We start from the raw sequence: 24129 nt of genomic DNA on the forward strand, positions 1-24129 counted from the left end.
GCCTTCTTCCGGGGTTGCCGTACGGCCTAGTCTTTGTTGCGGCAACGGCACCGCTGAACAAGCGGCGGCGAACACGAGGGAGCCCTAGTGAGCAGCGATCGGGACGGCGTCTACGTCGGCGACAACGCGGCGGAGGACGAGGACGACTGGTCCGACGCGCCCGATTACACTCCCCCGTCCTGGTACGTGCAGACGGATGCGCAGGGGGGCGGTGCGCCGGGGGCGGCGGCGACTCCCGGAACTGCGGGGGCTCCTGCGGACGGGGCTGCTCCGGCGCCTGCTCCGACGCCTGCTCCGGCGTCCGTTCCCGCGCCCGTGGCGCCGGTTCAGGCCGAGGCGCCGCACGTGCCGTTCCCCGCGCCGCAGCCGCCCGCCGTGCACGCCGAGCCCGTTCTGCCTCCGGCTCCGGTTCCGCCGGCCGTACCGTCCTCGCCGGTCCCGCCGGTTCCGCCCGTCCCGTCGGTCGCCCAGGCGCCCGCCCACATCCCGGGGCCCGCCGCCGAGTGGCGGCCGCAGGCTGCCCCGAGCTGGCCGAGCGCGGAGGCGGTGGCCGCGCCGCAGCCCCAGCCCGTGCCGCAGCCACAGCCCCAGCCCGTGCCGGGCCCGCCGCCGTACCCGGGCGAGGCCGCCCCGGCCCAGCCGGTGACGCCGCAGACCGTCATGCTGCAGCCCATCGCACCGCAGCCCGTCGTGCCTCAGCCCGTCGCAGCGCAGCAACCCTGGGCCGCGCAGCCGCCCGTCCAGCAGTCCCCGCAGGTCCCGCAGCCGCAGCCGCCCGTGGACCCGCAGGCCGCGTGGGCCGCCCAGCAGGCGGTCGCCGCCGCGCAGCAGCCGCAGCCCATCGCCCCGCCGGTGGACCCGCGCCAGGGCGGCTGGCCGCAGCCCGCCGCCTACCAGCAGCCAGGACAGCCGGGACACCCGGCCCAGCCCGGTCAGCCGCAGCCCGGCCAGCCCCCGCAGCCCTGGGGCCGGCAGCCGGGCGCGGCCGCCGCGCAGCCCGCCGCGTTCCAGCAGGCCGCCGCCCCCCAGCAGACCGCGCACGGCGCGCCCCTCGGCTACACGGCCGCCGTCGAGCTGTCCTCGGACCGGCTGCTGCGCAGCCAGCCCAAGCAGCAGCGCCAGCAGCCCCGTTTCCAGTTCGGCGGCAAGGCCGCGGCGACCGAGAAGGCCCGTCGGCTGGAGATCATCCGCACCCCGGTGATGAGCTGCTACCGGATCGCCGTGATCAGCCTCAAGGGCGGCGTCGGCAAGACCACGACCACCACCGCGCTCGGCGCGACCCTGGCCAGCGAGCGCCAGGACAAGGTGATCGCGATCGACGCCAACCCGGACGCGGGCACGCTGGGCCGCCGGGTCAAGCGCCAGACCGGCGCGACCATCCGCGACCTGGTGACGGCGATCCCGCACCTGCGCAGCTACATGGACATCCGTCAGTTCACCTCCCAGGACCTCAACTCGGGCCTGGAGATCCTGGCGAACGACGTCGACCCGGCCGTCTCGACGACCTTCAACGACTCGGACTACCGCCAGGTGATCGACGTACTGGGCCGCCAGTACCCGATCATCCTGACCGACTCCGGCACGGGCCTGCTCTACAGCGCGATGCGCGGGGTGCTGGACCTGGCCGACCAGCTGATCATCGTCTCCACCCCCAGCGTGGACGGCGCCTCCAGCGCCTCCACCACCCTGGACTGGCTCTCCGCCCACGGCTACGCCGACCTGGTGCAGCGCAGCATCACGGTGGTCTCCGGAGTGCGCGAGACCAGCAAGCTGATCAAGGTCGAGGACATCGTCGCGCACTTCCAGACCCGCTGCCGGGGCGTCGTGGTGGTGCCCTTCGACGAGAGCCTGGCGGCCGGCGCCGAGGTCAACCTCGACATGATGCGGCCCAAGGTCCGCGAGGCGTACTTCGAGCTGGCCACCCTGGTCGGCGAGGACATCGTCCGCGCCCAGCAGGCGGCCACCCACCAGCCCGGCTGGCAGCAGCAGGCGCAGGCGGCGGCCCCGCAGCCGTACGCCGACCCGCAGCAGCAGCCCGTGCCGCCCGGTGCGCCCTGGGGGCAGCAGCCGGGCCAGGCGGCGCCCCAGCCCGGCTACGCCTGGCCGCAGCCGCAGCAGCCCCAACCGCAGCAGCAGGCGCCCGCACCCGCGCCGCAGAGCACGCCGCGCCCCGGGATCGACTACGACTGCGTGTACCCCGCGCCCGGCGGGCCCCAGCCGTACGCCGACCCGCAGCAGCAGGCCCCTCAGCCCCCGCCGCCCGGGTACGGCTACCCGCCGCCGCAGCCTCCCCAGCAGTGACGAACGGGAGGGCCCGCCGAACGCGATGTTCGGCGGGCCCTCCCGTTCGTACCAGCGCTCAGAGGCCGTCCGTCAGCTCCCGGGCGCGCTTGACGTCGTCGGCCATCCGGTCGAGCAGCGCGTCGATGGAGTCGAACTTCTCCATCCCGCGCAGGTAGGCCAGGAAGTCCACGGCCACGTGCAGCCCGTACAGGTCCAGGCCGACCCGGTCGATGGCGTACGCCTCGACGGTGCGGGCGGTGCCGTCGAAGGTCGGGTTGGTGCCGACCGAGATCGCGGCGGGCATGCGCTCGCCGTTCGCGGTCAGCCAGCCCGCGTACACGCCGTCCGCCGGGACCGCGCTGTGCGGCACGGTCTCCACATTGGCGGTCGGGAAGCCGAGTTCGCGGCCGCGCTGCGCGCCGCGCACCACCTCGCCCTCGACCCGGTGCGGCCGGCCGAGGACCTCGCCGGCGCCGGCCATGTCCCCGGTGCCGACGAGGCGGCGGATCAGGCTGGAGGAGAACGGCTCGCCGTCACCCGCGGTGCCGCACACCTGGAGGTCGACGACCTCGACCTCGAAGTCGGCGGCCCGGCCCAGCTCGGCGAGCAGCGCGACGTCCCCGGCGGCCCGGTGCCCGAAGCGGAAGTTGGGGCCCTCGATGACGACCTTGGCGTGCAGCGCGTCCACCAGGACCTGCTGGACGAAGGTCTCCGCGGACTCCTGGGAGAACTCGGTGGTGAAGGGCAGCACCAGCACCGCGTCCACGCCGAGTTCGGCGATCAGCTCGGCGCGGCGCGGGTGCGGCGCGAGCAGCGGCGGGTGGCTGCCGGGGCGGATGACCTCGCGCGGGTGCGGGTCGAAGGTCACCACGACCGAGGGCAGGCCCAGTTCGCGGGCCCGTTCGACCGCCCGTCCGATGATCAGCTGATGCCCGCGGTGGACCCCGTCGAACGAGCCGATGGTGACGACGCCGCGCCCCCAGTCACCGGGGATCTCCTCCAGGCCACGCCAGCGCTGCACCCGAGTGCTCCTTGTTCCGTACGGTGCGTACCCTCGGTACGCTCAAACGCTCAAATCCCGAACCCCTATAGCGTGCCATGCGCCTGCCCCGGCTCCGGCACCGGAATGCGGGTTGGGCGCATCACAGGTTCGAGCGGCGCCCGCTCGGCCTCCGCCGCCGCGTACTGGGGGTCCCGCCCGGCCGCCACCAGGGCGCGCAGCCGGGCCAGCCGGGGGCCGTCCGGCGCGGTCGGGGCGGCGTCGCGCGGCCAGCGGGCGAGCAGCCGGGCGAAGGCCGCCGAGCGGCCGGCGCAGCGCACCAGCAGCCGGTCCGCGCCCGGCAGGGCCGGGGTCGCCCGGGCCAGGACGGCGCGCACCCGGGCGGGCTTCTCGGCCGCGCAGTGCTCGGCCAGCCGTTCGACGGCGGCGGTGAGCACCTCCGGGTCGGTCTCGGCGGCGAGCAGGTCGTCCAGCAGTTCGCAGCGCAGCGCGTCCGCGGCCGGGTCGGCCACCGGGACGGACAGCACCTCGGCGAAGGGCCGGCGCACCTCGGGCGTACGGGCGCCGAGCGCGGCGGCGAGCAGCATCCGCAGCTCCAGCCGGGCGGCCGCCCCCGCTCCCCCGCCGGCCAGCCGGCGGCCGAGGTAGTCGAGGGCGACGGGGCCCGCCTGCTCCGGGTGCGCGCGCAGCAGCCGGGCGGCGAGGTCGGCGCCGCGCCGGGCGGTCCCCGGGGCGCGGGTGTCGGCGAGCACCCGCAGCACCTCGGGGGCGGCCGGGAGCTCCGCGAGGACGGCCAGCACGGGCTCCGGATCGCTCTCCAGGGCCGGGGCGAGGGCGCGCGGGGTGAGGAAGGCGTCGCCTCCCGCGCGCAGCAGGGCGAGCGCGGCGGGCAGGTGCTCGGCGCGGGTGCCCGGGTCGCGCACCAGCAGGGCCAGGGCGGCGCCGTGCAGCGCGGGTTCGTCCTCGCGGGCGAGCAGGGTCAGCGCGGTGTAGCGCAGCAGTTCGGCGCCCGGGCCGCCGGCGTACGGGGCGGTGCGCAGCGCGTGCACGGCGGCGGCGACGTGCCGTTCGGGCCGCCGGTCGTGGCTCCACCGGTCGACGGCGCGGCAGAGCGCGGAGGGCTCCTCGGCGGCGAGGACGGCGAGCAGGGCGTCCGCCCGGGGGTGGGCGGCGTCGGCCAGGGCGTCGGCCAGCTCGTCCAGGGCCAGGCGGCGGTGGGCGTACAGCAGTTCGTGGGCGAGGTCGGCGCTGCCCGTGTCGAACCAGCCGCACAGCAGCGGGAAGACCGCCGCCGGGGCCTCCCGCAGCCGGTCGGCGACGGCCCTCAGGAAGCCGGGGCCGGCCGTCACCAGGCGCCGCAGCAGGGCGAGTTCGGCCTCAACAGGGAGACCCAGTCCCGTCCAGAAGGCCGGGCCGAAACGCCCGGAACCGTCGGCGGGCAGCGCCGCGAACCCGCCCGCCTCGGCGGCGCGTTCGGCGATCCGCTCGGCCAACCGGCCGAGCAGGTCCCGGTGTTCCGCCGGGTCGGGGCTGCGCGCCAGCGCGTCGGCGAGTAACCGGGCGGCCCACCAGGCGGGTTCGCTGCCCGCCGGCCGCAGCTCCAGGGCGCGGGCGAGCCGGTGCAGCCAGGGGTCGAGGGAGTCCGCTCCCCAGGTGTCGGCGACCCGGGTGAGCGCGGCGGCCACCGGGCCGATCCGGTGCCGGGGCACGGAGTTCGCCCCGGAGCCGGGCCTGATGTCCTCGGCCTCGCCGAGCAGCAGCCGCAGCGCCGCGTCCAGATCCAGGTGCAGGCCCTGCAGCCAGTCCGCGAACTCCCCGTGGGCGAACCGGAATCCGGGCCCGGCGGGCACGAACAGCCCCTCGGCGAGCACGGCCGCGCCCCAGCCGCCCTCGGCCGGGAACAGCTCCTCGAAGGCGGCCCCGCCCAGCGCCCCGGCCTCCGAGCCGCCGAGCATCCGCCGGGCCGCCTCGTGCACCCGCCCGGCCACCGCCGCCGCCAGCCGCCGCACCCGGCCGGGCCTCGGCTCGGCCGCCCTGGCCGCGCCCCTCCGGTGGGCGCCGCGGGTACGGCCGCCGCCGGCCAGGCGCCGGGCCGCGCGCAGACAGAGCAGGTCCAGGTGGGCGGAGAACAGCTCCCCGCGCCGGGCCGCCGCTCCCTGGACGCCCTCGGCCCACAGCTCGCCGGCCAGGCGGACGGCCAGCGGGTGCCGGGCGTCGGCCCCCTCCGGGTGGCCGGGCGGCAGCCCGTAGCGGCGGCGCACCCGCTCGGCCGCCTCGGCGGGCAGCGGGCCCAGCCGCAGCCCGGCCAGGGTGGGCGCGCCGGGGCCGCCGCCGTCCATCCGTACGGTCGGGGCGCCCGCGAGGTCCCCGTCCCGCGCCGGTTCCTCCGCCCGTGGCAGCCCGGGGCCCGGGCCGCTGCGCCAGGGCCGTTCGGCGAGGCGCTCCCAGGTCTCCTCCCCGCAGGCCGTCAGCAGCCGGGCGCCGCAGCCGGTCAGCCACTGCCCGGCGCCGTACAGCCGGTCCGCCTCCAGCGGGACGGGGGCCTCCTCGGGGCCGTCCAGGGCGATCAGCAGCGCCCGTCCGGCGGCGGCGCACAGGGCGGCGGCCGGTTCGGGCGCGGGCGCGGGGACGCCGAGGGCGGCGGCGGCCCGGGCCAGGGCCCGTTCGACGGGCTCGGCCAGCGAGCGGTCACCGGCGCGCAGGTCGGCGCCGCGCAGCCACAGGGTGGGCAGGCCCGCGGCGGTGCGGCGCAGGGCGAGCGCGGCGAGCTCGGTGGAGCGCCCGCTGCCGGGCGCGCCGACCAGCGCGGTGACGGTCGGCTCCGGCTCGTCGCCCACCGAGGCGTCCGGCCGGTCCACCCGGTCGGCGGCCAGGCCCGCCACCCCCGGGGCGGCGGCCAGCTGGGCGGCGGCCAGCCGCAGCACGCCGGCGAGGTTGAGCGCGGTGCCGTACCCGGGCACGGCCGCCGCGTTGCGGGCCAGCAACTCCTCCAGCGCCCCGGCGGCGGGCAGCGCGCCGCCCCCGGCGGGCACGGCCGGCAGGGCGCCGCCGTACCGCAGGGAGCGCAGCCCGGGCGCGGCCAGGGCCACCACCGCGCCGCTGCGCGCGTCCAGCACCGGCGCCCCGGCGGGCACCTCGACCCCGGCCGGCTCCCATGAGTTCAGCACCGGGACGTCCAGCAGCAGCACCCCGTCCGAGGCGCCGAGCAGCCCGCAGCGCAGCGTGACCACCCGCTCCCCGTCCCCGGCCGGTACGGGCAGCAGCACCTCGTGCCCGCCCCGGGCGGCGGCCACCGGCAGCGGCGGCACCGGCAGCCCGCCCACCGCCTCGGTGCGCAGCAGCGCGAGCCCGTGCGCGGGCAGCGGCAGGACGGCGTCCGGGCCGAGCACCCTGCTCTGGCCGCCGGGGGTGTGCAGGAGGATCCGGTCGAGGCCCGCGACGGCCTCATGGGCGGTCAGCACGGTGCCCTGCGGGTCGGCGACGAACCCCAGACCGTGCAGCCGCCCGTCGAGATCGCGGATGCGGAGCAGATGGCACCCCGGATCGCCCTCGTGCCAGCCCGGCATGGCCCGTCCCCCTGTCGCTCGCCCGTCCACCGCCGGGAGCCTGCCCACCGGGCGGGCGGCCCGACCGCGCCTGCGCCGCTCACCACCGGCGTTCACCTCGCGCGCTCCCCCGCACGGGTGAACCCGGCTCCACAACGACCGGACCCCCGCCGGAAGGATTTCCGACGGGGGTCCGAGGCTCGGCGGGCTCGGCGGGCTCAGCCGACGAAGACCGCGACGGGCTTGGCCTGCCCGCCCTTCTCCTCCACCAGCGCGAGGAAGCGCCCGTCCGGCCCGTAGACCGCGATCGGCCCGTCCACGCCCATCCCGGGCGCCTTCAGCCGGGCGCCGTGCGAGAGCTTCTCGGCCGAGGACTCGTCCAGGTCCCAGCGGGGGAAGGCGGCCGCCGCGGCCTCGCCGATCGGCAGCACCTCCAGCCCCGCGGCGGAGTCGCCGGTGACGGAGGCCTCGAGCTCCTCCAGGGTCCGCGCCGACTCCACCCCGTACGGCCCGACCTTCGTGCGCCGCAGCGCCGTCAGGTGCCCGCCGACGCCCAGCCCGGCGCCCAGGTCCCGGGCCAGCGCCCGGATGTAGGTGCCGGAGGAGCACTCGACGGTCACGTCCAGGTCGATCACCGGCGTGCCGTCCTCGGCCACGGCCGAGCGCTGCCCGTGCACGGTGAAGGAGTGGATCGTGGTCGGCCGGGCGGCGAGCTCGAACTCCTCGCCCTCGCGCACCCGCGCGTACGAGCGCTTGCCGTCGATCTTGATCGCGCTGACCTTCGACGGCACCTGCATGATCTCGCCGGTCAGCGCCGCGATCCCGGCGTCGATCGCCTCCCGGGTCACGGCGTCGGCCGGGGCGGAGGCGGTGACCTCGCCCTCCCGGTCGTCGGTGACCGTGGTCTGGCCGAGCCGGATGGTCGCCTCGTACGTCTTGGCGGTCAGCATCAGGTGGCCGAGCAGCCGGGTGGCCCGCTCGACGCCGATCACCAGCACGCCGGTGGCCATCGGGTCCAGCGTGCCGGCGTGACCGACCTTCCGCGTCCCGGCCAGCCACCGCATCTTGGCGACCACGCCGTGGGAGGTGATGCCCTCGGGCTTGTCCACGATCACCAGGCCGTCCGGGCCGGTGCCTTTGCGCTTCATCGGGTTCTTTCTGTCCAACGGCATTCGCAGGTGATCAAGTTACCGGCCCCAGCGCGGCCCTGAACCGCCCGACCGCCTCGGCGACGCCTTCCCGGGTGCTGAACCCGGCCGCGAAGACGTGCCCCCCACCGCCGAGTTCGGCGCAGGCCGCAGCCACGTCCACCACGCCCTTGGAGCGGGAGGAGCCGCGCAGGGTGCCGTCCGGGTCCTGCTTGAGCACCAGCGCCACCTCCGCCTCGGCGGGGCGGCGCAGGATGTCGATCAGCCCCTCGATCTCCTCCACGGTGACGCTGAACAGCGCCAGGTCCTGGTACGGGACCCAGGTCCACACCAGGCCCAGCCCGCCGGCCGCCTCCGGCTCGTACACGGCCCGGTCGAGGGCGGCGGCGAGCACCTTGAGGTAACCGAAGGAGGAGGTGTCCCAGAGCTGCCGGGAGATCAGGTCGTGCCGGATGCCGGTGGCCAGCAGCCGCCCGGCGAGCTCGTGGGTGGCGGGCGTGGTCGCCCGGTACTTGAAACTGCCGGTGTCGGTGGCGACCCCGGTGTAGAGGCAGGTGGCCAGCTCCTGGTCGAGCTCGACGCCGAGGCGGCGCAGCAGCTCGTCCACCAGGACGGCGGTGGCCGGGGCCTCCGGGTCGATCAGCTGGTGGGTGCCGAAGCCCGGGTTGGAGGCGTGGTGGTCGATGACCACCAGCACGGGCGCGGCGAACGCCTTGTCGTGCAGCAGGCCCAGCCGGCTCTGCGCGGCCACGTCGAAGCAGAGCACCAGCTCGGGGACGTCCGGCACCTCGCCCGCCGGGACGATCAGCTCCTGGCCGGGCAGGAAGGCCAGCGACTCCGGCACGATCTGCGGGTCGTCCCCGAAGGAGACCCGCACCTCCTTGCCGAGCGCCCGCAGCGCCAGCGCCGCCGCCAGGGAGGAGCCCAGCGCGTCGCCGTCCGGGCAGATGTGGCAGATCAGGTCGATCGAGCGCGCCCGGCCGATCTCCTCCACCACCCGCTGCCAGACCAGCTCGAAGCCGCTCTCCTCGGCCCGCGGACCCGGGAGCGCCGCGAGGGCACCCTCCACCGTGCTGGTGGAGGACGCCCCCGTGGTGGATCCGGCTCGCGAGGCGGCCCGAGCCGGCTCACCCGCCATGACTACTCGTCCTCGTCGTCACGCTCGGACGCGGGGACCTTGTACGGGTCCGCGTCACCGGCGTAGGCCGCGCCCGCGGCGGTGGTGCGCACCGCCGCGTCGATGGCCTTCGCCCGGTCGAGCAGGTCGTCGATGTTCCGGGCGTTCTCCGGCAGCGCGTCCGCGACGAAGGTCAGTGTCGGGGTGAAGCGCACACCGATCTTGCCGACCTCGGAGCGGATGACGCCCTTGGCGCTCTCCAGCGCGGCGGCCGTGGCCTCGCGGTCGGTCTCGTCACCGAAGACGGTGTAGAAGACGGTGGCCTCGCGCAGATCGCCGGTCACCCGGGTGTCGGTGATGGTCACGAACCCGAGCCTCGGGTCCTTGATCCGCCGCTCCAGGGTCTGGGCGACGACCACCTGGATGCGGTCGGCGAGCTTGCGCGCCCTTGCGGTGTCGGTCACGTTGCCTCCTCGTGCAGTGGGCGGTACCCGGGCGAGCTGCGCACCCGTTGGGGCCCACGCCCCAAAGTACCGGCCCGCGCCCGACCTTGCGGGCGCTCTCGGTCCTGATCCGTGTGAGAACGGCGACTTCCGCCGGCCGGCTCCACGGTCCTCATTCGTCGTCGTCGTTGTGGTACCTCCTCCTCGCGGAGAGGAGTTGTACCTCGGGGCGGCCGGCGACGAGCCGCTCACAGCTGTCCAGGATCTCGGTGACGTACGCGGCGTCGCCGGAGACCACCGCCAGGCCGATCTCGGCCCTGCGGTGGAGGTCCTGGTTCCCGGTCTCGGCAGCGCACACGCTGTACTTGCGCTGCAGTTCGGCCACGATCGGCCGCACGATCGAACGCTTCTCCTTGAGCGAGTGGACGTCGCCCAGGAGCAGGTCGAAGGTGAGTGTTCCCACGAACATGTGTGACAGGTCTCGCCGACCTGGGGGCCTAGGGAAACCACCCCTGACCGGGGCGGCTCCTCAGGACCCTACACAGCGAGACCGGGGCCGGTCGACGGGAATTCCACCCGTCGACCGGCCCCGGCCGACACCGACTAGGCGCGCGGCTTCTCGCGCATCTCGTAGGTCTCGATGACGTCCTCGACCTTGATGTCGTTGAACGACCCCAGGGTCACACCGGCCTCGAAGCCCTCGCGGACCTCGGTCGCGTCGTCCTTGAAGCGGCGCAGACCCTCGATGGTGAGGCTCTCCGCCACGACCTTGCCGTCGCGGATGAGGCGGGCCTTGGCGTTGCGGCGGATGATGCCGTCGCGGACCAGGACACCGGCGATGTTGCCGAACTTGGAGGAGCGGAAGACCTCGCGGACCTCCGCGGCGCCGAGGCGCACCTCCTCGTACTCCGGCTTGAGGAGGCCCTTGAGGGCGTTCTCGATCTCCTCGATCGCCTGGTAGATGACCGAGTAGTACCGGACGTCCACGCCTTCCTTGTCGGCCGCGGTGCGCGCACGGCCTTCGGCGCGCACGTTGAAGCCGATGATGATGGCGTCCGAGCCCATCGCCAGGTCCACGTCGGACTCGGTGATGGCACCCACACCGCGGTGCAGGACCCGGAGCTCGACCTCCTCGCCCACGTCGAGCTTGACGAGGGCGTCCTCGAGGGCTTCGACGGAACCGGAGACGTCACCCTTGATGATGAGGTTGAGCTGCTCGATGGAGCCGGCGGCGATGGCCTTGTCCAGGTCCTCCAGGGACACCCGGACCCGACGCTGCGCGAAGGCGGCGTTGCGGTCGCGGGCCGAGCGCTTCTCGGCGATCTGGCGGGCGGTGCGGTCCTCGTCGACGACGATGAAGCTGTCGCCGGCGCGGGGCACCGAGGTCAGACCGAGCAGCAGCACCGGACGGGACGGGCCGGCCTCGGAGAGGCTGTTGCCGTTCTCGTCCAGCATCGCGCGGACGCGGCCGTAGGCGTCGCCCACGACGATCGAGTCGCCGACGCGGAGGGTGCCGCGCTGGACGAGGACGGTCGCCATGGCGCCGCGGCCCTTGTCGAGGTGAGCCTCGATCGCAATACCCTGCGCGTCCTGCTCCGGGTTGGCCCGCAGGTCCAGCGAGGCGTCCGCGGTCAGGACCACGGCCTCCAGCAGCTGGTCGATGTTCAGGCCCTGGCGGGCGGAGATGTCGACGAACATGGTGTCGCCGCCGTACTCCTCGGCCACCAGACCGAACTCGGTCAGCTGACCGCGGACCTTCGTCGGGTCGGCGCCCTCGACGTCGATCTTGTTGACGGCGACCACGATCGGCACACCGGCGGCCTTGGCGTGGTTGAGCGCCTCGACCGTCTGCGGCATGACACCGTCGTTGGCCGCGACCACCAGGATCGCGATGTCGGTGGACTTGGCACCACGGGCACGCATGGCGGAGAACGCCTCGTGACCCGGGGTGTCGAGGAAGGTGATCGGGCGCTCTTCGCCGTTCACCGTCGTCGCCACCTGGTAGGCACCGATGTGCTGGGTGATGCCACCGGCCTCGCCGGCCACCACGTTGGACTTGCGGATCGCGTCCAGCAGTCGGGTCTTACCGTGGTCGACGTGACCCATGACGGTGACGACCGGCGGGCGCGGGGCCAGCTGGTCCTCGTCGCCCTCGTCGGCGCCGAAGTCGATGTCGAACGACTCCAGCAGCTCGCGGTCCTCGTCGTCCCGGCTGACGATCTCCAGGACGAAGCCCATCTCGCCGGCCAGCAGCTCGAGGGTCGCGTCGGAGACCGACTGGGTCGCGGTGACCATCTCACCGAGGTTGAACATGACGGAGACGAGCGCGGCCGGGTTGGCGTTGATCTTCTCCGCGAAGTCCGTCAGGGAGGCACCACGCGACAGGCGGACCGTCTGGCCGTTGCCGCGGGGAAGCATCACACCGCCGACGGACGGGGCCTGCATGGCCTCGTACTCCTGGCGCTTCGCCCGCTTCGACTTGCGACCGCGAGCCGGGCGACCGCCCGGGCCACGACCGAAGGCGCCCTGCGTGCCACCACGGGCACCCGGGCCGCCGGGACGGCCGCCGAAGCCACCGGGACGCGGGCCGAAGCCACCGCCACCGGCACCCGGGGCACCGCCACCGGGACGCGGGCCGCCGAAGCCGCCGCCACCGGCCGGACGCGAGCCCGGACCGGCCGGACGACCCTGGAAGCCGGGACGGGCACCGCCGCCGGCGCCACCCGGACCACCCGGACGGCCGCCGGGGCCACCGGGACCACGGCCACCGGGACCCGGGCGCGGGCCCGGAGCCGGACGCTGCGGCATCATGCCCGGGTTCGGGCGCGGCATGCCGGACGGGGTCGGGCCGCCGGGCCGCGGAGCGGCCGGACGCGGCATCCCGTCGGGACGCGGACGGTCGCCACCGGGACGCGGGGCACCGGCACCCGGACCACCGGCCGGACGCGGACGGTCGCCACCGGGACGCGGGGCACCGGCACCCGGACCACCGGCCGGACGCGGACGGTCGCCGCCCGGACGCGGGGCACCGGCACCGGGGGCACCGGCCGGACGCGGACGGTCGCCACCGGGACGCGGGCGGTCGCCGCCCTGCGCACCGGGAGCACCCGGACGGCCACCCGACGCGCCGGGACGGCGGTCGCCGGGGCGGGCCATGCCGGTCGCGCTGCCCGAGGTGAACGGGTTGTTGCCCGGACGCGGGCCGGCCGGACGCGGGCCCGGACGGGCGCCGCCACCGGACTGGGCCGCCGCCGGACGCGGGGCCTGGGCGGCCGGACGCTCGGCGTCACCGGCCGGAGCCGGCGAGGAGAACTCGGCCGCGGGCGCGGCCGGGGCCGCCGGGGCGGCGGCGGGACGCGCGGCCGGGCGCGGGCCCGGAGTCGGCGCGCCGGCCTTCGGCGCGGCGGAGGGTGCGGCCGGGGCGGCGGGCGCCGCGGCAGCGGGGGTCGGACGGGGACCGGGGGTCGCGGCAGGGCGCGGACCCGGGGTCGGAGCCGGCTTCGGGGAACCCGAAGCGGCGGGGGAGGGCGCCGCGGTCTTCCGCGGGCCCGGCTTGGCAGCGGAACCACCACCGGTGGGCGCCACACCAAGCGCGTCAGTCAACTTGCGCACGACCGGCGCCTCGATCGTCGAGGACGCCGAACGCACGAACTCACCCAGCTCGGTGAGCTTGGCCATCACGGCCTTGCTCTCCAAACCAAGCTCCTTGGCGAGTTCGTAAACCCGGACCTTAGCCACTTCACTCCTGTCTATGAGTCCGGGGGTCTCGTCCGCCGGACTGTCGCTACTTCATGGGCGTACCCATCGCGTACTCATCGCGTACTCATCGAGTGCTCATCGCAATCTCGACCTACTTCCACATCGCGAGGTACCTGACTGGTGGCACGGCGTGCGACTGCTCGCCGTGCTTGTTGCGGTGGTTCCCCGCCGCTTCGAGTGGCGGCGGGACGGGCACAGCCCCTCAGGACTCCTGGGAATCCGAGGCGCCTTCCGCCCGCTCCTCGATGAACCCGCGCAGCCGCGCCGTGTCGAGCGCACCCTGGAGCCGGAAGGCCCGGGGGAACGCCCGGCGACGGACCGCGAGGTCGAGGCAGGCCGGATCGGGGTGCAGATGCGCGCCCCGGCCCGGCAGTGCGCCACGGGGATCGGGGACGCACTCGCCCTCGACCGCCGTGACACGCAACAGCTGGTGCTTGGCCGCGCGCTTGCGGCAGCCCACGCAGGTGCGTTCCGGGCGTGCTCGGACATGCGTCCGGCCAGACGAAGGCAAGTCTACCCCTCCGAAGGGACATGGCGCCGCCCCGCCGATCACGGTGACCGACAGGACGCCTACGACGACACTGCTACTCGCCGGCGGATTCCGGCTGGCCCTCGGTGTCCGGGCGGATGTCGATGCGCCACCCGGTGAGGCGGGCGGCCAGGCGGGCGTTCTGCCCCTCCTTGCCGATCGCCAGCGAGAGTTGGTAGTCCGGCACGATCACCCGGGCCGAGCGCTGGGCCAGGTCGACGATCTCCACACTGCTCACCCGCGCGGGGGACAGAGCGGCGGCGACCATCTCGCGGGGGTCCTCGGACCAGTCGACGATGTCGATCTTCTCACCGTGCAGCTCGCCCATCACGGCGCGCACCCGGGAGCCCATCGGGCCGATGCAGGCGCCCTTGGCGTTCAGCCCGGCCCGGCGCGACCAGACCGCGATCTTGGTCCGGTGACCGGCCTCACGGGCGATCGCGGCGATCTCGACGCTGCCGTCGGCGATCTCCGGGACCTCCAGCGCGAAGAGCTTCTTCACCAGGCTCGGGTGAGTGCGCGACAGCGTCACCGACGGGCCGCGCACGCCGCGGCGCACCGCGACGACGTAGCACTTCAGGCGGGTGCCGTGCCGGTAGTCCTCGCCCGGCACCTGCTCCTGCGGCGGGAGGATGGCCTCCAGCTTGCCGATGTCGACGAGCACGTTCTTCGGGTCGTTGCCCTGCTGGACGACACCGGTGACGATGTCGCCCTCCTTGCCCGCGTACTCACCGAAGGTCTGGTCGTCGGCGGCGTCGCGCAGGCGCTGCATCATCACCTGGATGCCGATGCTGGACGCGATCCGGCCGAAGCCGCTCGGGGTGTCGTCGAACTCCTTCGGCTCGACGCCCTCGTCGAGCTCCGCCGGGTCCTCCGTCGCCCACACGGTGACGTGGCCGCTCTGGCGGTCCAGGTGCACCCGGGCGCGGCGGCGCGAGCCCTCGGTGCGGTGGTACGCGGTGAGGAGGGCCGACTCGATGGACTCGACCAGCAGGTCGAAGGGGATGTTCTTCTCGTTGACCAGCGTGCGCAGGGCACTCATGTCGATGTCCACGGCTACGCCTCCTCGTCTTTCGTCACGTTCGTCATGCCGGTCCGGGTTCCGCTGCCCGGGGTGAGGTCACTGCTCACCGTCGTCCACCCCGTCGAGCTCGTCGAGCTCGTCGGCCTCGTCGAGCCCGTCGTCGTCCTTGCGGTTGAACTCGACCTGCACGCGCGCCCGGGCGACCTCGGTGTACTCCAGGCGGCGCTCCTTGGGACGGCCGCGGCCCTTCACCGGCTGCACCTCGACCAGCACGCCGTCCTCGTCGGCCGCCAGCACGCGGGCGACCAGCTCGGCGCCGTCCACCAGGTGGATCTTCGCCAGCCGGCCCTCGGCCCGCTGCCAGTGGCGCGGCAGCGCCAGCGGGCGCTCCGCACCCGGCGAGCCGACCTCCAGCAGGTAGGGCTCGTCGCCCAGCACGTCCGACGCGTCCAGGGCGTCACCGGCGATGCGGCTGAACTCGGCGACGGCGTCCATGTCCACACCCTCGTCGGTGTCGACGTCGATCTGCACCTGCCGCCGGTTGCCCGCCTTGGTGACCCTGACATCCTCGAGGTCCAGCCCGGCCTGCGCGGCCAGGGGCTCCAACAACTCTCGCAGCCGATCGGTGTGGGTGGTGCTCATCCGGGTGGACTCCTCGGCCGCGTCTGCTGTTGTCAGAAGGTCGCTCCGTACCCCACGGGTCACGGCAGCTCGGCCCAAAGCCTAGCCGGTGCAACCCCCAACCACCGATTCCGCACCATCCCGGGCCCGGGACACGCCAGACACTGCGAGCAACCTCACACCCCCCGCCACCCGCCCCCCGAACGTGTGGGTTCTGTAATCATTCACGCCAACGGGGCCGGGGAGGCCGTCCTCGCGTACCCACCCCGGAGTGACCCCGATGCAGCCACCCAGCCGACGGACCCTGCTCGCCCTCGGCCTGCTCACCGGCCTCACCGCCCTGACGGCCTGCACCGGAACCGACGACCCGTCCTCCTCCCCCGCCACCCCGGACCCGGACGCACCCGTGCGCCACCGCGCCGTCGCCGCCACCGACGCCGTCCTCGCCGCGTACGACACCGCCCTCGCCGCGCCCGGCCAGCAGGCGGCGCTGCTGCAGCAACTGCGCGCCGAAACGATCCGGCACCGGGCCGCCCTCGCCGAGGGGTTCCCGGCCGACGCGGCCTCCGCTTCCACCTCCACCTCTCCTTCTGCGGGCGTTCCCGCGCCCACGGGAACGCCCACTGGAACGCCCGCCGCCGAGGAGCGCCGGGCCGCCCAGGCCCACCTCGCCGACCTGGCCGCCGCCACCGGGCCCCTCGCCCGGCTGCTCGCCTCCGTCGCCGCCTCCCGGCTGCTGCACGCCGCCGCCCTCGGCGACACCACCCCCACCGCGACCCCCGCCGCGACACCGGCCGCGACGCCCGCGCCGAGCACCGCCCCCGCCGCCCCCGCCGGCACCGCGGGCCTGGCCTCGCTCCAGAGCGCCCTCGGCGCCGAGCACGCCGCCGTCTACGGCTACGGCATCGTCGGCGCCCGCTTCCCCGAGGACCAGCAGCGCGCCGACGCCCGGACCGCCCTGGCCGCCCACGAAGCCCGCCGCGACGCCTGGCAGCGCCTGCTCACCACCCTCGGCTCCACCCCCACCCCCGCCGCCGGCGGCTACCGCCTGCCCTTCCCCGTCCAGGACGCCGCCACCGCCACGCAGCTCGCCGCCCACCTCGAGACCCGCCTCACCGGCGTCTACGCGGACCTCGTCGCCGCCCTGCCCGCCCCGCACCGGCCCGCCGCGGCCGCCGCCCTCCACGAGACCGCCGTCCGCGCCCGCCGCTGGGGCGCCCCCGCCACGCCCTTCCCCGGCATCCCCGACACCGCCCCGAGCACCTCGCCCGCCTCACCCCCGGCCACCGCCGCGACCCCGTAGCGAAGACGGACGACAATGGACGACATGTCGGGAGCAACGCCACACCCCACCGTCCCCAGCCGGCTGACCCGCACCGTCACCGCGACCCACGGCGACGAGGGCCGCCGCTGGCTGGACGCCCTGCCCGGCCTGGTCGCCGATCACCTCGAGCGCTGGAACCTCACCGCCGAACGCACCCTCGACCCCGGCGGCAGCCTCAGCCTGATCACCTACGTCCACCGCGACGACCTCTCCCCCGCCGTCCTCAAGACGGGCCTGCCCACCCCCGAGACCGTCCACGAGCACCGGGCCCTCGCCCACTGGGCGGGCCGCGGCGCCGTCCTGCTCCTCGACGCCGACCCGGCCGCGGGCGTCCTGCTGCTGGAACGCCTCCACGGCGAGATCCCGCTGCGCTCCCTCGCCGAACCCAAGGCGATGCTGGAGGCCACCAGCCTGCTCCACCGGCTCTGGGTACCGCTGCCCGGGCAGCACCCCTTCCCCGCCGTGGCCGACCGGGTCGCGGACACCGCCGCCCGGCTCGCCGCCCACGGCACCCACCCCGTCGCGGCGGACGCCGAACCCCTGACCGCCGAAGCCCTGGAGACGGCCGGCGCCCTCGCCGCCGAGGCACCCGAAACCCTGCTCCTGCACGGGGACTTCCACCACGGCAACGTCCTCGCCGCCGACCGCTCCCCCTGGCTGGCCATCGACCCGCGCCCCGTCGCCGGCGAACGCGCCTACGACCTGGCCCGCCTCGTCCTCGACCGCGCCGACACCCTGATCGGCTCCCCCGGCGCACCCGGCGCCGTCCGCCGCCGCCTCGCCCAGCTCTCCGAGGCCCTCGAGGTCGACCGCGACCGCCTGCGCGGCTGGACCCTGCTGCGCGCCGTCGACCTCGCCCTGCGCCACCTGGCCGCCGACCGCGAGCAGGACGCCCAGCTGTACCTGGAGTTCGCCGGCGCGCTGCCCTAGTGCCGCGTCAGGTCGGGCTCAGTGCCGTTCCCGCAGCGGCAGCCGGGCGCCCATCACCGCGTACAGCCGGTCCGTCGCCGGGAAGCGCACCGCCCGGGCCAAGTCCTGGTAGCCCAGCGCCCGGTAGAGCCTGCGGGCCGGGGTCTCGGCGTCGATCGCGGAGAGGATGCTGCGGTCCAGCCCCGAGGAGTCGCACAGCAGCCGGATCAGCCGGGAGCCGATCCCCTGCCCCTGGAACTCCGGCAGCACGTGCAGTTCGGTGATCGCGAACACCCCGTCCAGCCAGTCCCCGAGGCCCCGCTCGTCGAGGTACGGCTCGATGACCGTGCTCCACCAGTGCTCGCGCAGGTTCGGCATCCCGTACCCGAAGCCGACCAGCCGGCCCTCGCTCATCGCCCCGAACGCGATCACCCCGGGCTGGCAGGCGTGACGCCCCACGATGTGCAGCCGGACGGCCACCTCCTCCGGCGTGAGCCCGAACGCCACCGCCTGCACGTCGAGCGCCTGCGGCGCCCAGGCCGCAAGGTCGATGGCTGCGATCGTCACCCCGGTCAGCTGATCCATGACCCGGACGTTACTACCAGCCGCCCGCGCCCGCTGGAGAAGGTGACCACGAGATCACCGGCGGTCAGAACAGGACACTCATGAAGGCTCCGACCTCGCGGAATCCCACCCGCCGATAGGCCGCCCGCGCCCGGAGGTTGAAGTCGTTGACGTACAGCGAGACCACCGGCGCCACCTCGCGCAGCGCGACCTCCAGCACCGCCGCCATCCCCGTCTCGGAGAGGCCCCGGCCCCGGTGCTCGGGGGCGACCCAGACGCCCTGGATCTGGCAGGCGCCCGCCGTCACGGCCCCGATCTCGGCCTTGAACACCACCTGGCCGTCCTCCCCGAAGCGGGCGAACGAGCGCCCGGTGGTGACGAGTTCGGCCACCCGCGCCTGGTAGAGGAGCCCGCCGTCCCCGGCCAGCGGGGACACCCCCACCTCCTCGGTGAACATCGCCACGCAGGCGGGCATCATCGCGTCGACCTCGTCGCGCCGCACCCGGCGCACCAGCGGGTCGGGGGCGATCTCCGGCGAGGGCACGGAGGTGGCCAACAGCGGCTGGTGGCCGCGGACTTCACGCGCCGGGCCCCAGCTGCGCCCCATCAGCGCCCAGAACGAGGCCGTCGCCTCGGCCGGGCCGACGATCGAGGAGCAGCGCCGCCCCTGCCGTCTGGCCCGCTCGGCGAAGGCCGTCACGGCCGCCGTGCAGGCGCTGACGAGGACGAGGTTCGCCCCGGCGTAGCAGAGCGCGTCGAGCACGCCGTCGCCGTCGTACCAGCCCCACATCTCGCCGCCGAGGCGCCACGGGTCCAGGCCCACGGCCTCGACCCTGGTCGCGACGAACGCGTTGGCGACCGGATCGCGGTGGAGGATCTCCAGGGCGTCCGCGAGATCGGCGGGCTCCAGCACGCGGGTGGTGGCCAGGGCCCGGGCGGCCTGGAACGCGCCGGGGAGCATCACACCTCGATCGAGCATCGAGACAGCACCTCACTGAGACGACTTCGCCGCACCCTACTCCGTGGCCCCACCCGGCTACGGCCGCGGGGCCGTCCCCGAACGGAACGGCCCCGCCTCCGGAAATTCCTACGAGCGGGCTGCTACTCGCCCGCGACGACGACCGGCTCCCCGGCCTCCACGCCCTCGGCCTGCATCTGCTCGGCGAGCTTGAGGGCCTCCTCGATCAGGGTCTCGACGATCTTCGACTCGGGCACGGTCTTGATGACCTCGCCCTTCACGAAGATCTGGCCCTTGCCGTTGCCGGAGGCGACGCCGAGGTCGGCCTCGCGCGCCTCGCCGGGCCCGTTCACCACACAGCCCATGACGGCGACGCGCAGCGGCACCTCCATGCCCTCCAGGCCGGCGGTGACCTCCTCGGCGAGCTTGTAGACGTCCACCTGGGCGCGGCCGCAGGACGGGCAGGAGACGATCTCCAGGCCGCGCTCGCGCAGGCCCAGGGACTCCAGGATCTGGTTGCCGACCTTGATCTCCTCGGCCGGCGGGGCGGAGAGCGAGACCCGGATGGTGTCGCCGATGCCCTCGGCGAGCAGCGCGCCGAAGGCGACCGCGGACTTGATGGTGCCCTGGAAGGCCGGGCCGGCCTCGGTGACACCGAGGTGCAGCGGGTAGTCGCAGGCGGCGGCGAGCTGGCGGTAGGCGTTGATCATCACGACCGGGTCGTTGTGCTTGACCGAGATCTTGATGTCGCGGAAGTCGTGCTCCTCGAACAGCGAGCACTCCCAGAGCGCGGACTCGACCAGCGCCTCCGGGGTGGCCCGGCCGTACTTCTCCATCAGGCGCTTGTCCAGGGAGCCGGCGTTGACGCCGATGCGGATCGGCACGCCGGCGGCCTTGGCGGCCTTGGCGATCTCGCCGACCTTGTCGTCGAACGCCTTGATGTTGCCCGGGTTGACGCGCACCGCGGCGCAGCCGGCGTCGATCGCGGCGAAGACGTACTTGGGCTGGAAGTGGATGTCCGCGATGACCGGGATCTGCGACTTCTTCGCGATGATCGGCAGCGCGTCGGCGTCGTCCTGCGAGGGGACGGCGACGCGGACGATCTGGCAGCCGGACGCGGTCAGCTGGGCGATCTGCTGCAGCGTGGCGTTGATGTCCGAGGTGACCGTGGTGGTCATCGACTGCACCGACACGGGAGCGTCGCCGCCGACCGGGACGTTGCCGACCATGATCTGCCGGGAGTAGCGGCGCTTGGCGAGCGGCTTGAGCGGCAGGGACGGAATACCGAGCGAGATCGCGGTCATGTGCGCAGGGTTCCCCGGGGTTGAGGTGTGGTCGACCGCCCGGCCGTTGGGACGGCCGAGGCCGGGCACGCGGACGATCGCGCACCCGGCCTCCACGGTACGGCACGGCCACGGGCGCCAGCACACCCGCCGTACCCGAACCGCATGCCCTGCCGTCTAGCTGATCTTGACCGGGTTCACCAGGTCCGCGGCCAGCACCAGCAGGGTGAAACCGATGAAGATGCTCGCCACCACGTAGGCCAGGGGCATCAGCTTGGCCACGTCGAAGGGCCCGGGGTCGGGCCGCCGCAGGACCTTGGAGACGCCGCGGCGGACCGACTCCCAGAGGGCGCCGGCGATGTGGCCGCCGTCCAGGGGCAGCAGCGGCAGCATGTTGAACAGGAACAACGACAGGTTGATGGCCGCGAGCATGAACACGAACGTGGCGACCATCTGGCTCCCGGGCAGGTCCGAGGAGAACACCTCGCCGCTGACCCGGGCGGCGCCGACCATGCCGACCGGGGAGTCCGGATCGCGCGGGGCGTCGCCGACGACGGCGTTCCAGAGCCCGGGGATCTTGCCGGGCAGGGCGGCCAGGGACTTCACTCCGCTCTCGCCCATGGTGTACATCGTGTCGAGGGACTGCCCGAAGCTCTGCCGAACGACTTCACTCTTCGGAGTGAATCCGAGGAAACCCGCCTCCACGGTCTGGCCCTTGACCGGACGGTCGTCGGCGTCGTACTTCTGCACCTGGTTGACGGCGATCGTCGGGTTGAGGACGACCTGCTGCCCGTCCCGCTCGACGACGATCGCCACCTGGCGGCCGGCCGACCTGCGGATGTCCGCCTGGAACTGCTTGTAGTCGCGGATGCGGTCCCCGTCGAAGGACAGCACCTTGTCGCCCTGCTTGAGGCCCGCCTCCGCGGCCGGGGTCGGCTTGGCACCGGACGGGCACTTGTCGGTGGGGTCGCCGGCCTTGACGATGCACTGGGCGACCGAGCCGATGGTCGGCACCTCGGTCTTCACGCCGAAGCCCATGTTGACCGTCGTGAACAGCCCGAACGCCAGGACCAGGTTCATGAACGGCCCGGCGAACATGACGATGACGCGCTTCCACGGCTTGCGGGTGTAGAACAGCCGCGTCTCGTCGCCCTCCTGGAGCTCCTCGTACGAAGCCTCCCGGGCGTCCTCGATCATCGTGCGCACCGCCGAGCTGCTGCGCTTGGTGATCCGGCCATCCTCCCCCGGCGGGAACATCCCGATCATCCGGATGTACCCGCCGAACGGGATGGCCTTGATGCCGTACTCGGTCTCACCCTTCTTCCGCGACCACAGGGTCGGGCCGAAGCCGACCATGTACTGCGGCACCCGGATGCCGAACAGCTTGGCCGTGGAGAGGTGGCCGAGTTCGTGCCAGGCGATCGAGATGAGCAACCCGATCACGAAGACCAGGATGCCGACCACCGTCATCACCGCTACCACCGCTGCTCCTCCGTCATGCCGCTCCGCTCATCGTCTCTGTCCCTGCCGCTGTACGGCGGCCGGTCAGCCCGCCGCCAGCTCGCGGGCCCGGGCGCGGGCCCAGTCCTCCGCGTGCAGGACGTCCTCGACGGTGAGGGAAGTTCCCGCCGCCGGCCTGCCGTGCTCGGCGACGACCTTCGCCACAGTGTCCACGATTCCGGTGAAAGCGAGGCGGCCGTTCAGAAAGGCGTCCACGCACTCCTCGTTGGCGGCGTTGAACACGGCCGGGGCGGTGCCGCCCAGGGTGCCCACCTCGCGGGCCAGCTCCACGGCCGGGAACGCCTCGTCGTCCAGCGGGAAGAACTCCCAGGTCGCGGCCTTCGTCCAGTCGCAGCCGGGGGCGGCGTCCGGCACCCGGTCCGGCCAGCCGATGCCCAGGGCGATCGGCATCCGCATGTCCGGCGGACTGGCCTGCGCCAGGGTCGAACCGTCGGTGAACTCCACCATCGAGTGCACCACCGACTGCGGATGGACCACGACCTCGATCCGGTCGAACGGCACGTCGTACAGCAGGTGCGCCTCGATCACCTCCAGGCCCTTGTTCACCAGGGTGGCCGAGTTGATCGTGACGACCGGGCCCATCGCCCAGGTCGGGTGCGCCAGCGCCTCCTGCGGGGTCACCCCGGCCAGCTGCTCGCGGGTGCGGTTGCGGAACGGGCCGCCGCTGGCGGTGACCACCAACTTGCGCACCTCGGCGCGGGTGCCGCCCGCCAGCGCCTGGTACAGCGCGGCGTGCTCGGAGTCCACCGGCACGATCTGCCCCGGCTTCGCCACGGCCTTCACCAGCGGGCCGCCGACGATCAGCGACTCCTTGTTGGCCAGCACCAGCACCCGGCCCGCCTCCAGCGCGGCCAGCGTCGGCCGCAGACCGATCGAGCCGGTGATGCCGTTGAGCACCGAGTGGCACTCCGTCGCGGCCAGCTCGGTGGCCGCGTCCGGGCCCACCAGCACGGCCGGCAGCGGCCGCCCCTGGGCCTTGGCCGCCAGCGCCTCGCGCAGCGCCGGCTCCGCCGCCGGATCGGCCACCGCCACGGTGTGCACGCCCAGCCGGAACGCCTGCTCGGCGAGCAGCTCCACCCGGCCACCGGCCGCCGAAAGGGCGACCACCCGGAAACGGTCCGGGTTGCGGAGCACCACGTCGATCGCCTGGGTGCCGATCGAACCGGTGGAACCGAGGATCACCAGCTCCCGGGGGCCGGAGGGGTCCGCCACGGTGGGCGTGAAACGCAGCTGCGGGTGGGCGAGCGAAGTCATGCGCCCATTGTGTCCTGTCCGCGTCCCTCGCCAGGACGGGTTCGTACGGCCGGGGCTACCGTCGGAGCCATGCGTACCGTCATCGCCGGGGGCCACGGACAGATCGCCCTGAAACTCGAACGCCTGCTCGCCGACCGGGGCGACCGCCCCGCCGGGATCATCCGCCGCCCCGAACAGGCCCAGGACCTCACCGACGCCGGCGCCGAACCGCTGGTGCTCGACCTGGAGGCCACCACCCCCGCCGAACTCGCCGCGCTCCTCACCGGCGCCGACGCCGTGGTCTTCGCCGCCGGCGCCGGCCCGGGCAGCGGCGCCGACCGCAAGAACACCGTCGACCGCGACGCCGCCGTCCTGCTCGCCGACGCCGCCGAACTCGCGGGCGTACGGCGGTACCTGATCGTCTCCTCGATGGGCGCCGACGCCCACGCCCACCACGCCGACCCCGTCTTCGAGACCTACCTGCGCGCCAAGGGAGCCGCCGACGACGCCGTCCGCGCCCGCACCACCCTGGACTGGACGGTGCTGCGCCCCGGACGGCTCACCGACGGCACCGCCACCGGCCTCGTCCGCCTCGCCCCCACCGTCGACCGCGGCCCCGTCGACCGGGCCGACGTGGCCGCCGTCCTCGCCGCGCTGCTGCACGAGCCCGGCACGGCCGGGCAGACGCTGGAGCTGGTCGCCGGCAACGCCACCGTCGAGGAGGCCGTGGCCGCGGCGGCCGGGCACGACGGCTGAAGGGCCCGGTTCGTCACCCTGGGTTCTAGGAGTCGTTGCAACACCCCAGCTCAAGGGGTGGGATGGACTTCGAGATCCGCAAGGACCGGACGGCTCAGGGGCGCAGGAAGCT

The 24129-nt window shown here is 74.5% G+C and carries 19 protein-coding genes; 4 read left to right on the forward strand and 15 right to left on the reverse strand.

Annotation, left to right across the window (positions count from 1 at the left end; genetic code table 11):
- Positions 1-87 precede the first annotated feature (87 nt).
- Positions 88-2301: an AAA family ATPase gene (locus ACIBCA_RS36010; protein WP_396287385.1), complete on the forward strand. Its 2214-nt coding sequence runs from the start codon at positions 88-90 to the stop codon at positions 2299-2301.
- 58 nt (positions 2302-2359) lie between these two features.
- Here the strand turns inward: ACIBCA_RS36010 and ACIBCA_RS36015 are convergent, their stop codons facing one another.
- The 10 genes from ACIBCA_RS36015 to rimP form a co-directional block, all read right to left on the reverse strand.
- Positions 2360-3304, reverse strand: coding sequence for a bifunctional riboflavin kinase/FAD synthetase (locus ACIBCA_RS36015; RefSeq protein ID WP_396287386.1), 945 nt, complete (start codon positions 3302-3304; stop codon positions 2360-2362).
- Positions 3305-3369: 65 nt separating this feature from the next.
- Complete coding sequence (locus ACIBCA_RS36020; protein WP_396287387.1) at positions 3370-6849, reverse strand: serine protease; 3480 nt, start codon at positions 6847-6849, stop codon at positions 3370-3372.
- A gap of 197 nt (positions 6850-7046) precedes the next feature.
- Positions 7047-7976: a tRNA pseudouridine(55) synthase TruB gene (truB, locus tag ACIBCA_RS36025; protein ID WP_396287388.1), complete on the reverse strand. Its 930-nt coding sequence runs from the start codon at positions 7974-7976 to the stop codon at positions 7047-7049.
- Between the two features lie 34 nt (positions 7977-8010).
- Positions 8011-9114, reverse strand: a complete 1104-nt coding sequence (locus ACIBCA_RS36030; protein ID WP_396287389.1) for a bifunctional oligoribonuclease/PAP phosphatase NrnA — start codon at positions 9112-9114, stop codon at positions 8011-8013.
- A 2-nt stretch (positions 9115-9116) separates the two neighbouring features.
- Entirely contained in the window at positions 9117-9557 is a 441-nt protein-coding gene (gene rbfA / locus ACIBCA_RS36035) for a 30S ribosome-binding factor RbfA (protein ID WP_396287390.1), read from the reverse strand.
- A gap of 151 nt (positions 9558-9708) precedes the next feature.
- Positions 9709-10005 carry a DUF503 domain-containing protein gene (locus ACIBCA_RS36040; protein WP_031072660.1) on the reverse strand — a complete coding sequence of 99 codons (297 nt, stop codon included), beginning with the start codon at positions 10003-10005 and terminating at the stop codon, positions 9709-9711.
- Between the two features lie 134 nt (positions 10006-10139).
- Positions 10140-13274 carry a translation initiation factor IF-2 gene (infB, locus tag ACIBCA_RS36045; RefSeq protein WP_396287391.1) on the reverse strand — a complete coding sequence of 1045 codons (3135 nt, stop codon included), beginning with the start codon at positions 13272-13274 and terminating at the stop codon, positions 10140-10142.
- 223 nt (positions 13275-13497) lie between these two features.
- On the reverse strand, positions 13498-13755 hold the full coding sequence (locus ACIBCA_RS36050) for a YlxR family protein (RefSeq protein WP_396287392.1): 258 nt from the start codon (positions 13753-13755) through the stop codon (positions 13498-13500).
- Positions 13756-13879: 124 nt separating this feature from the next.
- Positions 13880-14878, reverse strand: a complete 999-nt coding sequence (gene nusA / locus ACIBCA_RS36055; protein WP_396287393.1) for a transcription termination factor NusA — start codon at positions 14876-14878, stop codon at positions 13880-13882.
- Between the two features lie 66 nt (positions 14879-14944).
- Complete coding sequence (rimP, locus tag ACIBCA_RS36060) at positions 14945-15490, reverse strand: ribosome maturation factor RimP (RefSeq protein WP_396287394.1); 546 nt, start codon at positions 15488-15490, stop codon at positions 14945-14947.
- 259 nt (positions 15491-15749) lie between these two features.
- Here rimP and ACIBCA_RS36065 point away from each other — a divergent pair, with 259 nt between their 5' ends.
- Positions 15750-16772 (forward strand): ferritin-like domain-containing protein, encoded by a 1023-nt coding sequence (locus ACIBCA_RS36065; RefSeq protein ID WP_396287395.1) that lies wholly within the window; start codon positions 15750-15752, stop codon positions 16770-16772.
- 24 nt (positions 16773-16796) lie between these two features.
- On the forward strand, positions 16797-17723 hold the full coding sequence (locus ACIBCA_RS36070) for an aminoglycoside phosphotransferase family protein (protein ID WP_396287396.1): 927 nt from the start codon (positions 16797-16799) through the stop codon (positions 17721-17723).
- An 18-nt stretch (positions 17724-17741) separates the two neighbouring features.
- Here the strand turns inward: ACIBCA_RS36070 and ACIBCA_RS36075 are convergent, their stop codons facing one another.
- The 5 genes from ACIBCA_RS36075 to dxr form a co-directional block, all read right to left on the reverse strand.
- Positions 17742-18287 carry a GNAT family N-acetyltransferase gene (locus tag ACIBCA_RS36075; RefSeq protein ID WP_396287397.1) on the reverse strand — a complete coding sequence of 182 codons (546 nt, stop codon included), beginning with the start codon at positions 18285-18287 and terminating at the stop codon, positions 17742-17744.
- Positions 18288-18351: 64 nt separating this feature from the next.
- A complete protein-coding gene (locus tag ACIBCA_RS36080) occupies positions 18352-19245 on the reverse strand; it encodes a GNAT family N-acetyltransferase (RefSeq protein WP_396287398.1) in 894 nt (297 codons plus the stop codon).
- A 122-nt stretch (positions 19246-19367) separates the two neighbouring features.
- On the reverse strand, positions 19368-20528 hold the full coding sequence (gene ispG, locus ACIBCA_RS36085; protein WP_396287399.1) for a flavodoxin-dependent (E)-4-hydroxy-3-methylbut-2-enyl-diphosphate synthase: 1161 nt from the start codon (positions 20526-20528) through the stop codon (positions 19368-19370).
- 156 nt (positions 20529-20684) lie between these two features.
- Complete coding sequence (locus ACIBCA_RS36090) at positions 20685-21989, reverse strand: M50 family metallopeptidase (protein WP_396287400.1); 1305 nt, start codon at positions 21987-21989, stop codon at positions 20685-20687.
- 63 nt (positions 21990-22052) lie between these two features.
- Positions 22053-23282, reverse strand: a complete 1230-nt coding sequence (gene dxr / locus ACIBCA_RS36095) for a 1-deoxy-D-xylulose-5-phosphate reductoisomerase (protein WP_396287401.1) — start codon at positions 23280-23282, stop codon at positions 22053-22055.
- Positions 23283-23351: 69 nt separating this feature from the next.
- On the opposite strand from dxr, the gene ACIBCA_RS36100 reads away from it, so the two are divergent.
- A complete protein-coding gene (locus ACIBCA_RS36100; RefSeq protein WP_396287403.1) occupies positions 23352-24017 on the forward strand; it encodes an NAD(P)H-binding protein in 666 nt (221 codons plus the stop codon).
- Positions 24018-24129: the final 112 nt, after the last annotated feature.

The organism is Kitasatospora sp. NPDC051170 (genome assembly GCF_044455705.1).
Lineage (GTDB): Bacteria > Actinomycetota > Actinomycetes > Streptomycetales > Streptomycetaceae > Kitasatospora.